Raw genomic sequence first — 12,218 nt, 5'->3', positions numbered from 1 at the left:
GAGGGATGACACACCCTCGCCTCGGTCGGTCTGTGGCCTGTCGCGCCGCCCGCATCGCCGAGATCCCCTGACCGCCGGCGTCACAGAAAGCTCGTGCTGAGAAAATTCGGGGGCCTGTGTCGATGGGGGCGGGTCCCGTTCGTCGTCATTCCGTACGGCGCCTCGCCAGGCGAGGACACGCAGTAGACAAAGGAGCCCTGCCTTGAAGTACATGTTGCTGATCTACAGTGGCGCGACGACCGATCCCGCCTGCGGTGTCGAGGACTGGATGGCCTACGACAAGGCGGTGCGCGAGGCGGGGATCAGGGTCTCGTCGGAGTCGCTGGCGGACCTGACCACCGCCACGACGGTCACGGTCGGCCCCGCAGGGGAACGGACCGTCACGGACGGGCCGTTCGCCGAGACCCGTGAGGTCCTGGGCGGCTACTACGTCATCGACGTGCCCGACCTCGATGTCGCGCTCGACTGGGCCGCCCGCTGCCCGGGGGCGCGCGGCGGCGGGTCGGTCGTGGTGCGGCCGGTCGCCGACTTCGGGCTCTGACGGCCATGGACGAGCGGCCTGTCGAGTCGTCGGTGGAGTGGGTGTTCCGTGAGGAGCGCGGCAGGTTGCTGGCCACTCTCGTCCGCCGCTTCGGCGACCTCGACCTGGCCGAGGACGTCACGTCCGAGGCCATCGAGGCGGCGCTGGAGCACTGGCCTGTCGAGGGCGTCCCCGACAGGCCGGGGGCCTGGCTGCTGACGACGGCGCGCCGCAAGGCCGTCGACCGGCTGCGGCGGGACCAGGCCTACGCGGCCAGGCTCGCCGTCCTGCAGGTGGAGGCGGACCGGGCCGCGCCCGCCCCGCCCGCGGACGCCGGAGGCGATCTGCCCGACGAGAGGTTGCAGCTGTTCTTCACCTGCGCCCACCCGGCTCTCGCGGCGGAGGACCGCGGCGCCCTGACTCTGCGCTGCCTGGCCGGGCTGACGACCGCCGAGGTCGCGCGGGCCTTTCTCCTGCCGCCGGCGACGATGGCCCAGCGGATCGTGCGGGCGAAGAAGAAGATCCGTGAGGCCCGCATCCCGTTCCGCGTGCCCGGCGCGGACGAGCTGCCCGAGCGCCTGCCAGGGGTGCTCCAGGTCATCTATTCGATCTTCACCGAGGGCTACGCGGCCAGCTCGGGTGCTCGGCTGCAGCGGCTCGACCTCGCCGAGGAGGCCATCAGGCTGGCCTGGATCCTGCGAAGGCTGCTTCCCTCCGAGCGGGAGGTCGCGGGCCTGCTCGCGCTGATGCTGCTGATCCACGCCAGGCGTGAGGCCAGGACGGGTCCCGACGGCGAGATCGTGCTGCTCGACGAGCAGGACCGCGACCGCTGGGACCAGTCCATGATCGAGGAGGGCGGCGACCTGGTGCTCGTCGCGCTGACCGGCGGCCCGCCAGGCCCGTACGGCGTGCAGGCGGCGATCGCCGCTCTGCACGACGAGGCCGCGGACGTCGCCTCCACCGACTGGCCGCAGATCGTGGCGCTCTACGACGTGCTTGTCGCTCTCGCGCCCTCCCCCGTCGTCGCGCTGAACAGGGCCGCGGCGCTCGCCATGCGCGACGGCCCCGAGGCGGGCCTGGCGCTGCTCGACGAGCTGGCCGACGAGCCGAGGCTGCGCGGCTACCACCCCTACCCCACGGCAAGGGCTGACCTGCTCCGCAGGCTTGGCCGCTTCCCCGAGGCGGCGGCCGCCTACAGGGAGGCGCTGGAGCTGGCCGGCACCGAACCCGAGCGGGCGCACCTGCGGCGCAGACTGCACGCCGTCGAGACGCCCGGCGCCTGAACCTCATCCGACGAGGAGAATCGAACGTGGACAGAGACAAGATCTTTTCCTGGCTGAAGGCCGAACGGCTCAGCCTCGCCGACTTCCTGGACGATCTCGGCGCGCACGAGTGGGAGACGGACTCCCTGTGTCCCGGCTGGACGGTGCACGACGTGGCCGCTCACCTGACGATGTCCACGCGCTCGACGCTGCTCGGCACGATCAGGGGCGTGATCAGGGCGCGCGGCGACTTCCACACGATGGTGGCCGACCAGGCGAGGGAGCGGGCGGCCAGGTTCACGCCGGCCGAGCTCGTCGCGCAGTTCAGGCAGACGGCGGGCTCGCCGCGTCGCGCGCTCGGCGCGGGGCCGCTGGACCCACTCGTCGACGCGCTCGTGCACGGGCAGGACGTGGCGCGGCCGCTCGGCCGCGTGCGCGAGATGCCGGAAGGACCGGTCATGGCGGCGCTGGCCCACGTCCACGACAGCTCGTTCTACGGCGCCCGCAAGCGCTTCCTCGGCACGAGGCTGGTCGCGACCGACCTGGACTGGTCGGCAGGCGAGGGTCCTGACGAGGTGCGGGGGCCGGCGGGTGACCTGCTCCTCCTGGCGACGGGGCGGGTGAGCGGGCTGGCTGCCCTGTCGGGGTCAGGCACTCAGCGGATCGCCGCTAGGCTGGGCGGGCGATGAAGGATCACGCCGAACGGTTCGCCCGGGTGGCCAGAGGCTGGGACGAGGCGGCCGAGGGCTACGACGCCTATTTCGTCCCTCGTTTCGCGCCCTGGGTCGAGGCGGCGGTGGAGGCGGTCACGACCTCCGAGCCGCCCGAGGGGCCGGTCCTGGTGCCCTGCTGCGGAACCTTTCCCGAGCTCGACGCGCTGATCGAGCACTTTCCCCTTCGTGAGATCGTCGGGATCGACCTGTCCGAGGGGATGGTGCGCAGGGCGCGTGAGCGGGCCGCCCCGTGGCCGAACGTGAGCGTCGTCGAGGGCGACGCCTCGACGCTCGACCCACGCTGGTCGGGCAGGTGCGGGGCCGTCGTGTCGGTGTTCGGTCTCCAGCAGCTTCCCGAGCCTGAGCTCGCCGTCCGGTCATGGGTGACGGCGCTGCGTCCCGCGGGCCGGCTCTCTGTCGTCTTCTGGCCCGACGTCACCGAGCTCGACGGGCCTTTCGCGCTCATGAAGGACGTGCTCGGCCGGCACGTGCCGCCGGGCGACGGCTCGTGGGAGGAGCGGCTCACGGCGGCGCTCACGGCCGCCGGCGCGGCCGTCGAGAGGGACGAGCGGGTGCCGTACCCGATGTCCCACGTGGACGCGCCGACCGTCTTCGACGCCTATGTCCGCTCCGGGCCCCTGCGCGCGCTCGCCACCGCCCGAGGAGAGGCGTTCGTCGACCGGCTGCGCGAGGAGTTCCTGAGCCGCGCCCCCGCCGGTGAGTGGCATCACCGTCCGCACGCCCGCCTGATCGTCGCCCTCCGCCGGTAGCCCCGATCCCGGCCGGCCGTCGGAGTGGGAGCCGTGGCGGACGGCACCCGCGTGCCTGGAGCGAGTGCGGTCGTCAGTCGATCAATGCCCGGTCCCGGTAGCCGATCGAGCGCAGGAGGGTGTCGGGGACGACGAGGTCGGCGCGGGCGCGGGTGGTGGCGACGAGGTCGGCGTTGCGCTGGTCGGTGCCCAGCACCCATGCCACGGCTGCGTCATGGTCCTTGCCGAACCGCTCATGGCGGGCCACGAGGCGGCGCACGCGCTCGTCCGAGCCGAGATCGCAGTACCAGACCTCGTGCAGCCGGGGCCGCACGCGCGCCCAGTCGCCCTGCTCGAGCAGCAGGTAGTTGCCCTCGGTGACGACCAGCCTGGCCGCCCGCTCGACCGGGATGCTCCCGGCGATCGGCTGCTCCAGATCGCGTTCGAACGCGGGCGCGTAGACCACGTCCTCCTCGTCCTGCCGGAGGCGCCCGAGCAGCGCCGCGTAGCCTGCGGCGTCGAAGGTGTCGGGAGCTCCCTTGCGGTCGCGCCGCCCGAGCCTGTCGAGTTCGACGTCCGCCAGGTGGAAACCGTCCATCGGCACGTACGCCACCCACTCCCCCTGCGGCAGGCCGACCGGCGGCGCGCGCCGCAGCAGCGCGACCAGGTTCTCGGCGAGCGTGGTCTTGCCAGAGCCGGGTTCGCCCGCGATGCCCAGCAGGGCGCGGTGACCGCCACGGACCAGGGAGCGGGCCCGGTTCGCCAGTTCGTCGAGTGTCGTCATCGTGATCGGCTCGTGTGGAGGTGCTCGGTGATGAAGGCATGCGCGTGGCGTGCCAGGTCCTCGCCATCGGACCACAGGTTGCGCCAGATGGCCAGATCGTTGGACAGGCCCCGCATGACGACCGCCGAGGAGAAGGACTCGAAGGTGATGGGCCCGGCATAGCCGATGTCTGCCAGCGCGTGGAAGAAGGAGGTGAAGTCGAGGTGCCCGGAGCCGAGGTACCCGCGATGGTTCTCACCGACGTGAACGTAGCCGAGCCGGTCTCCGACCTCGTGCACGGGCCGTACGAGGTCGTCCTCCTCGATGTTCATGTGGTAGGTGTCGAGGTGGATGAGGACGTTGTCCTCACCGATGTCGTCGGCGAGGACGAGCGCGTCGCGGGCGGTGTTGATGACGTTGGTCTCATACCGGTTGCAGATCTCCAGGCCGAGCGTCATGACCTTCCGCTGGGCCTCCTGGGCCAGCCCGCGCAGGACCGACACCACGTTGCGGCGCCCAGCGGTGGTCAGTGGGTGGTCGTACTTGCCCAGGGCGCTGTAGAGGGCGCCGGTGAAGTGGGTGCCTCCGAGCGCGCCGGTCACGGCGAGAGAGTCGTGCAGCAGCTTCTCGCCGCGCTCCACCACGGACGGGTCGTCGCTGGAGACGTCGGCGTCGAAGGCGAGGCCTCGCGAGCACGCCACCCCGAGGTCGGCCTTGCGCAGGGCGTCGCGCGCGGCGACGACGTCGAGGTTCGCCGAGTCGTGCAGGGAGATCTCCAGCAGGTCGAAACCGGTGGCCTTGGTCTTCTCGATCGCGGAGGCCAGCGAGGACGGGCTCGTGTCGCCGGCCCACACCAGGGCGTGCACGCCGATCTGGTTGGTCTTGGTGTCAGTGGTCATGAGTTGGGTGCTTTCTCGTGGTGCTGGGGTCGTGTTCATTGGCCGGCGGCGCCGGTGACGAGGGCGACGATCTCCTCGCCGGACGTCTCGGCCGTACGGCGCCCGCCGACGCAGCGGCCGGCGCGCATGACCCACACCTGGTCGCTGAGCCGCATGACCTGGATGAAGTTGTGGCTGATGAGCAGGACGGAGTGCCCCTCCTCGCGCATCCTGGAGATGAGTTCCTCGACGCGGGCGGTCTCCTGGACGCCGAGGGCCGCGGTGGGCTCGTCCATGATGACGAGTTTGGAGCTGAAACCCGCGGCGCGGCAGATGGCGACGGCCTGGCGCTGGCCGCCGGAGAGCCGCCGGACGCGTGAGCGCACCGCGGGCACGTTGACCGCAAGCGTGGAGACCATCTCCTTCGAGCGGGACTGCATGGCCCGCCGGTCGAGGAGGGCGACGGGGCCCAGACGGCGGACGATCTCGCGGTTGAGGAAGAGGTTCTGCCACACCGTCAGGTCCTCGACGAGGGCCAGGGTCTGGTGGACGGTCTCGATGCCCGCCTCGCGGGCGTCCTCGGGAGAGTGGAAGTCGATCTCGTCGCCGTCGAAGACGATGCGTCCGCTCTGCGGCCGGTGGATCCCGGAGACGCAGCGCACCAGTGTGGACTTGCCCGCGCCGTTGTCGCCGACGAGGGCGGTGATCTCGCCCCGCCGCAGCGTCAGCGAGACCTCGACGAGGGCCCGGACGTTGCCGAAGGACAGGGAGACGTTCTCGCAGCGCAGCAGCGCGCCGTCGGTCGAGGTGCCGGGATCGGGTCGGGCGGTCATCGCTGGAACCTCGTCAGGAGTGCGGCCAGCACCACGACGATGCCGACGGCCAGGGGTTGGTAGAACTGCGAGACGCCGAGCAGGGTCAGGCCGTTGACCAGCGCCACCAGCAGCATCGCGCCGATGAAGGGGCCGATGATGGTGCCCCGCCCGCCGAAGAGGCTGACGCCACCGAGCACGACCGCGGCCACCGAGTTGAGCAGGAAGGAGGTGTTGGCGGCGGGCTCGGCGGCGCCGATGCGCGCGACCAGGAGGATCGCTCCGAGTCCTGCGAGCGTGCCGCTGATCGTGTAGACGGCGATCTTGATGCGTTCGGTGCTGATCCCCATGGCCGTCGCGGACTCCGGCGCCCCTCCGGTGGCCAGCAGGTGGGTGCCGAACCGGGTGTGGAAGAGCATCACGTGCGCCACCAGCGCGACCACGACCGCGATGACGAACGACCAGCCGAAGATCCCGAGGCCGCCTGTCGACAGGCCCAGCAGGACCGGGTCGATGATCGTCACGGGTTTGCCGTCGGCCAGGATGAGCGCGAGTCCTGAGGCCGCCGACAGCGTCCCCAGCGTCACGATGAAGTCGGTGATCTTGCCGCGGGCGATGATCACGCCGTTGGCCACCCCGACCAGGGCCGAGGCGACGATCCCCAGCAGGCACGACAGCGGCAGCCCCCACCCCGCCGCGTAGGCCTGGCCGAAGGCGACCGCGCCCAGCGTCATGGTGGAGGCGATCGACAGGTCGATGCCCGCCGTGGCGATGACGAAGGTCTGGCCCACCGCCAGGATGATCAGGATCGCCGCGGCGACCAGCATCGACGCGATGTTTCCCGCGCTCAGGAACGTCGGGTTCAGCGCCTGGAAGACGATCACGAGGACGACCAGCCCCACGAGGGCGGCCCACTCGGCCCAGAAACCCAGATCCTTCAGCCGGGCCGACCAGGCTTCTCGATCGCCTGCGGCGAGCGTTGCGTTTGCCATGTCTGTCCCTTGGCCGCGCCGCCCCCGGCCTGCGCCGGTGGATCGCCGCGACGTGGTAGCCGCTACTGGATGAGAGCCTTGAACGGGTCGTCGTAGGCGCCGAACGGCTTGGGCGTGGATGCCAGCGCCTGGTCGGCGTTGTCCTTGGTGATCATCTCGACCGGTGCCTTCACATTGGGCGGGAGCGTCTTGCCTGCCGCGGCGGCCTGGCACGCCTCGACTCCCATGTGACCGATCGCGTACGGGTACTGGGAGACGGTGCCGTCGAGTGTGCCGGCCTTGACCGCTTCCAGCGCGTCCTTGTTGCCGTCGACGCTGATGACCTTCACCTTGCCCGTCTTGCCGCTGTTGGCGATGGCACGTGCCACCCCGAGCCCCATGTCGTCGTTGGCGACGAAGAACCCCACCAGGTTCGGGTTCGCCCGCATGACGTCGGTCGCGGCGGTGAGCGCCATCTGACGCTCCCAGTTGGCCGCGACGGTCTGGACGACCTTGAGGTTGGGCCCGATGCCCTGCTGGAATCCCTGCACCCTGGCGCCGCTGGTGACGTCGCCCGCGATGCCGCCGATGACCGCGACGTCGCCGCCCGAGGGCAGCAGTTCGGTCATCCGCCGGCCGGCCATCTTGCCCGCCTCGACGTTGTCGGTGCCGATGTAGGTGGCCAGCTTGACGTTGGCGCTCTTGGCCGCGGCCGGGTCGACAGGGCTGTCGATGTTGACGACCGTCTTGTTCAGCATGGAGAGCCTGGCCAGGCCCTGGATCAGGTTGGTACCGGAGATCGGATTGACCACGTAGCAGGAGAAGTCCTGCCCCGCGAGGCCGTTCAGCTTGTCGGCCTGGCCCGTGGTGTCGGTTATGGAGTTGGCCGCCTGGACCGTGACCGTCACGCCCCCCGCGCGGGCCTGGTCGTCGATGCCCTGCTTCATGGCCTGGAAGAACGGGTTGTCCAGACCCTTGATCACAGCGGCGATCCTCGGTTGACCGGCCGGACCGCCGGCCGCGGCCGCCTCGACCCTGACGCCGGGGCCGGCCGGCTCACCGGAAGCGCATGCTGCCAGCACGAGCGCCTCCAGGGCCACGATCGCGCCCACTGCCGCGGCGCGCCCATTCCTGCTGTTCGCGTGCATCGGATGCCCCTTTCAGCGTCGATGGAATGACCGTAAGGTTCCCTTGTGAAATAACACAACCCATCTTTTGACGTTAAAAATCGAAACTTTCGTGAATTGCGCCCAGCATGTTGCCTGTTTATAGCGGTCCTACAGACATAAGTGCGGGCGACATCCTTGGGCGGTCCCGCGGCACGCCGCCGCCTTCGCGACAGCCGGTTTGGGCCTTGCATCGGCGCCTCAGGATGTCTACCCTCCGCCGTATAGTTAGGAAATTTTCCTAATTAATGAGCGCATCCACCCCCTGAAGGACTGCCGATGTCGCACCTCCCCCGATGGCTGGCGATTGGGGCCGTCGTCCTGTCCACCGTGGTCGCCCAGCACCCCCCGGCGTCCGCCGCCGCGATCCCCGACCTGAGCAGCGCCAACAGGCGGGCTCCCGTGGCGGGCCTGCCCGACTGGAGCAGGGCGGGCTACCGGGGCGGCGCCGCCCTACCCGGCCCTGCCGACGCGCACCCCGACGCCGCATGCCACGTCACGCCCGCCGAACTGGCCGGGCAGTACGGCGTGCGCGCCGACGGCGGCGACGCCACCACGGGCCTGCAGGCGGCCATCGACGCGATCAGGACGACCTGCACACCGACCGCCGGCTACACCAGGCTCTCCTCCATCACGCTGCCCGCCGGCCGGATCCTGGTCACCCGGCAACTCGCCCTGGACGCCGACTATCTGGTGCTCAGAGGCGCGGGCATGGGCCAGACCGTCCTCGCCTTCCGTCCCGACGCGAACACCCGCTACGACACCCTGACCGAGGACGGCAGCGACTGGGACGAGGACGGCATGACCCACGGCGCGGGCAAGGGCGGCTGGACCTGGCCGGGCCGCAGCCTGCTGCGCGTCCAGACCCGCGACGTGCATACCAGGTACGCGAGCGACCACGCCTCCGCCCCCGCCAACCGCAAGGACCTCTTCGAGGGCAGCGTCAACCAGCACTGGGCGGGCGGCGTGCCGCTGCGTGAGTCGTCGGCCGCGGGCAGCACGCTCATCAAGCTCGCCACCAGCGCGGACATGTCGCGCTTCAGGGCCGGCGGCTTCCTCTGGGTCGGCGCGGCCAACAGCGTGAAGTTCTACCAGCAGCAGACGGTGACCGACACCGCGCGCCACACGAACCTGCACATGCGCCAGCAGATCTTCCAGATCGCCTCGGTCGACCCGGCGGGCAGGACTCTCGTCATCGACAAGCCCCTGGAGTACGACCTGCCGGTCAACTCCACCTCGGACGGCTCGGCCGCGATCGGCGGCACGGTCTACCCCAGCAGGGTCACCCCGCTGAAGGTCGTCCAGGGCGTGGGCATCGAGGACCTGACCCTCACCCAGGAGATGACGGGCATGCCCAAGCTCGGCGGCGGTGTCCACGATCTCGACGAGGCCGACGCCGTGCACAACTACGGCAACATGGCGCCCGAGTACGCCCAGCACGGGATCGTGCTGAAGTGGGCGGCCAACGTCTGGATCAGGCGCGTGGGCACGCGGATGACCGGCTCCCACGCGGTCGTGACCGAGAACGCCAAGAACATCCAGGTCCAGGAGTCGCACTTCAACGGCTCATGGAACAAGGGCAAGGGCGGCAACGGCTACTTCCGCGGCTCGCGCGTCTGGGACTCTCTCTACGCGTACAACACCAGCAGGAACCTGCGCCACTTCACCTTCCAGTGGTCGGCCTCGGGCAACGTGGCGATCGGCAACGACTTCGACTCCGACCTCAACCTGCACGGAGGCTGGGAACGGCGCAACCTGTTCGAGAGCAACAGGGTGGCGGTGCCGTACGAGCACGCCTCGAAGAACTGCCGGGCCAACTGCGGCGAGGAGGGCGGCGGCGGGGTCGACGACTCGACGTGGTGGCCGATCTGGTGGGGCGCGGGGCCCAAGGCGGCCAAGTGGTCGGGCTCCAGCGGCCCGCAGAACGTCTTCTACAACAACCAGCTGACCAAGCAGACCACGCAGGGCGGGGCCTACCAGGCTTACTATCCCGACCGGCAGCGGGTCTACCAGTTCGGCAGCTCCGCCGCCGATCCCACGAGATTCCAGCATCTGGCCACCGGCGGGAACACCATCCTCGACTGGGCGGGTGGGGAGACGCTCGACTACACCGGCTCGGGGGTCCACGCCTCGATGACCGACCCGTCGGGCTCGCTCTTCCTCAAGGCCCCCGGCTCGGGCCAGGACGTCACGGCGCCGAGCGCCCCCTCCGGCCTGCGGGTGACCGGCGCCACCGCCACCAGCGTGTCGCTGGCCTGGAACGCCGCCACCGACGACGTCGGCGTGAGCGGCTACGACCTCTACCGCGGCACCACCCTGGCGGCCACCGTCACCGGCACCGCCCACACCGACACCGGGCTCACCCCCTCGACCGGCTACACCTACACCGTCAGAGCGCGCGACGCCGCGGGCAACACCTCCCCCGCGAGCACCGCCGTCACCGCCACGACCCAGGCCGGTCCCGGTGGAGAGGAGAGGCTGCTGTCGCGGGGCAGACCCGCCACCTCCTCCTCCGTGGAGGCGGCCGAGTTCGCCGCGGGCAAGGCCGTGGACGGCGACGGCGCCACCCGCTGGGCCAGCGTGGAAGGCCACGACCCTGAGTGGATCACCATCGATCTCGGCTCCACGGCCACGATCACCAGGGTCAGGCTCTCCTGGGAGGCCGCCTACGGCAGGGCCTACACGATCCAGACGTCCGCCGACGGTTCCACGTGGGCCGACGTCCACTCCACCAGCACGGGCGACGGGGCGGTCGACGACCTGGCCGTCACCGGCAGCGGGCGCTACGTCCGGATGTACGGCACGACCCGCGGCACGCCGTACGGCTACTCGCTGTGGGAGTTCGAGATCTACGGCACCACGGACGGCGGCGCGCCCGGCGCCGTCGTGGACGTCTCGACCTCCGCCGGGCTGACCGCCGCCCTGGCCGCCGCCCGGCCGGGACAGACCATCAGGCTGGCGGCGGGCGAGTACCGCGGGGCGTTCGTGACCCAGCGCGCGGGCAGCGCCGCCGCCCCCATCACCCTGACAGGCCCGTCGAACGCCGTCCTGGTCAACGAGGGTCCCTCAGGCACCGCGCCCTCCTGCCCCGCCCCTGGAGGCGGATGGGACTCCGGCTACGGCCTGTGGCTGTACGACGCGCCCCACTGGAAGCTGACCGGCTTCACGGTGAAGGACTCCAAGAAGGGCATCGTGCTGGACAACTCCCACCACGTCACGATCGACGGGGTGTACGTGCACCACGTCGAGGACGAGGCCGTGCACTTCAGGAGGTCGTCGGCCGACGGGGTGATCCAGAACTCCCGCATCACGCACACCGGACTGGTCCAGCCCGGCTACGGCGAGGCGGTGTACATCGGCTCGGCCGGCTCCAACTGGGGCTGCCACGGCAACTCGGGCGGCGCCGACCGCTCCGACCGCGTCAAGGTGCTGAACAACCAGCTCGGCCCCCAGGTCACCGCCGAGCACGTCGACGTGAAGGAGGGCACCTTCGACGGCGTGATCAGGGGCAACACGTTCAACGGAACCGGACTCAGCGGCCAGAACTCGGCGGACTCCTGGATCGACGCCAAGGGCGTCGGCTACCTGATCGAAGGCAACACCGGGACCTTCACCGCTCCCGGCACCCTGGCCAACGGGTACGAGACGCACAACCCCTCCACCACCCCGGCGTTCCGGAACGGGTGCGGGAACGTCTGGCGGGACAACCGCTCCGACCTCGGCGGCGTCGGCCAGTACGCCATCAAGATCACCTCCACGTCCAAGTGCCCGGGCGTCCTGAACGTCGTCCACGCCTCCAACACCGTCGCCAACGCCACGACGGGGCTGACCAACATCCCGGTCACCCCGTAGGGCCCGTCAGCCCGGGACGGGCGCGCCGATCACGTACTCGATGATGTCGGAGAAGCGGAAGATCTTACCCATGGCGCCCCAGTTGCCATCGGCGATCTCGATCAGGTGCACCCAGGCGACCGGCTTGTCGTGGAGCCGCCGCGGGTCCTCCTCCCCCTCGGAGAGGACCCGGGTGATGCGCTGGATCATGTCGGCTCGCTTGTCGTCGTCGAGCGAGCCGGCCGGGACGCTGACTCTGACGACGTAGCGGGGCTGCTCCTGGCCGGCGATCGGTCGCCCGCCGACGAACCACTCCTGGGGCTCGTTGACCACGAGCCAGGAGATCTCTCGCGCGGCCTCGTTGTCGGGCGCGCCCTCGGCCTGCATCACCTCGGCCACCAGCCGCTCCTTGACCCGCCGGCCGCGCTCGCCGTCGAGAGCTCCCTTGGGGGCGAACAGTTCCACGAAAGGCATGTCCCACTCCTCTGTCAGTACAGATTTTGTACTCGAGACTAGGCGAGTGAGTTCAGAATCTCAACCCGGCCCCTGCGGA

The 12,218-nt window shown here is 70.4% G+C and carries 11 protein-coding genes; 5 read left to right on the top strand and 6 right to left on the bottom strand.

Annotated elements, in window-relative coordinates:
* Window positions 1-211: 211 nt before the first annotated feature.
* Genes FHR33_RS00545 through FHR33_RS00530 form a run of 4 tightly spaced genes read left to right on the top strand, consistent with a single transcriptional unit; the run spans window position 212 to window position 3,265 of the window.
* Window positions 212-541 carry a YciI family protein gene (locus tag FHR33_RS00545; RefSeq protein ID WP_246452363.1) on the top strand — a complete coding sequence of 110 codons (330 nt, stop codon included), beginning with the start codon at window positions 212-214 and terminating at the stop codon, window positions 539-541.
* Window positions 542-546: 5 nt separating this feature from the next.
* Complete coding sequence (locus tag FHR33_RS00540) at window positions 547-1,803, top strand: RNA polymerase sigma factor (protein WP_183641946.1); 1,257 nt, start codon at window positions 547-549, stop codon at window positions 1,801-1,803.
* A 26-nt stretch (window positions 1,804-1,829) separates the two neighbouring features.
* The gene (locus FHR33_RS00535) at window positions 1,830-2,471 is read left to right on the top strand and encodes a maleylpyruvate isomerase family mycothiol-dependent enzyme (RefSeq protein WP_183641944.1); all 642 of its coding nucleotides are present in this window, start codon (window positions 1,830-1,832) and stop codon (window positions 2,469-2,471) included.
* Window positions 2,468-3,265 (top strand): class I SAM-dependent methyltransferase, encoded by a 798-nt coding sequence (locus FHR33_RS00530; protein ID WP_183641942.1) that lies wholly within the window; start codon window positions 2,468-2,470, stop codon window positions 3,263-3,265. The genes FHR33_RS00535 and FHR33_RS00530 overlap by 4 nt, the downstream gene beginning before the upstream one ends.
* A gap of 73 nt (window positions 3,266-3,338) precedes the next feature.
* Here the strand turns inward: FHR33_RS00530 and FHR33_RS00525 are convergent, their stop codons facing one another.
* The 5 genes from FHR33_RS00525 to FHR33_RS00505 all read right to left on the bottom strand — a co-directional run bounded on the left by FHR33_RS00525 (window position 3,339) and on the right by FHR33_RS00505 (window position 7,816).
* The gene (locus FHR33_RS00525) at window positions 3,339-4,028 is read right to left on the bottom strand and encodes a nucleoside/nucleotide kinase family protein (protein WP_183641939.1); all 690 of its coding nucleotides are present in this window, start codon (window positions 4,026-4,028) and stop codon (window positions 3,339-3,341) included.
* A complete protein-coding gene (locus FHR33_RS00520) occupies window positions 4,025-4,906 on the bottom strand; it encodes a sugar phosphate isomerase/epimerase family protein (protein ID WP_183641936.1) in 882 nt (293 codons plus the stop codon). The genes FHR33_RS00525 and FHR33_RS00520 overlap by 4 nt, the downstream gene beginning before the upstream one ends.
* A gap of 35 nt (window positions 4,907-4,941) precedes the next feature.
* Window positions 4,942-5,718, bottom strand: a complete 777-nt coding sequence (locus FHR33_RS00515; RefSeq protein ID WP_183641934.1) for an ATP-binding cassette domain-containing protein — start codon at window positions 5,716-5,718, stop codon at window positions 4,942-4,944.
* Window positions 5,715-6,689: an ABC transporter permease gene (locus FHR33_RS00510; RefSeq protein ID WP_183641931.1), complete on the bottom strand. Its 975-nt coding sequence runs from the start codon at window positions 6,687-6,689 to the stop codon at window positions 5,715-5,717. The genes FHR33_RS00515 and FHR33_RS00510 overlap by 4 nt, the downstream gene beginning before the upstream one ends.
* Window positions 6,690-6,751: 62 nt before the next feature.
* Complete coding sequence (locus FHR33_RS00505) at window positions 6,752-7,816, bottom strand: sugar ABC transporter substrate-binding protein (RefSeq protein ID WP_183641929.1); 1,065 nt, start codon at window positions 7,814-7,816, stop codon at window positions 6,752-6,754.
* Window positions 7,817-8,113: 297 nt separating this feature from the next.
* Here FHR33_RS00505 and FHR33_RS49615 point away from each other — a divergent pair, with 297 nt between their 5' ends.
* On the top strand, window positions 8,114-11,686 hold the full coding sequence (locus tag FHR33_RS49615) for a discoidin domain-containing protein (RefSeq protein WP_183641926.1): 3,573 nt from the start codon (window positions 8,114-8,116) through the stop codon (window positions 11,684-11,686).
* 6 nt (window positions 11,687-11,692) lie between these two features.
* Here the strand turns inward: FHR33_RS49615 and FHR33_RS00495 are convergent, their stop codons facing one another.
* The gene (locus FHR33_RS00495; protein WP_183641924.1) at window positions 11,693-12,139 is read right to left on the bottom strand and encodes a tautomerase family protein; all 447 of its coding nucleotides are present in this window, start codon (window positions 12,137-12,139) and stop codon (window positions 11,693-11,695) included.
* Between the last annotated feature and the right edge of the window lie 79 nt (window positions 12,140-12,218).

This window comes from Nonomuraea dietziae, from assembly GCF_014195505.1.
GTDB lineage: Bacteria > Actinomycetota > Actinomycetes > Streptosporangiales > Streptosporangiaceae > Nonomuraea > Nonomuraea roseola.
This window is presented reverse-complemented; position numbering and strand designations above follow the sequence as displayed.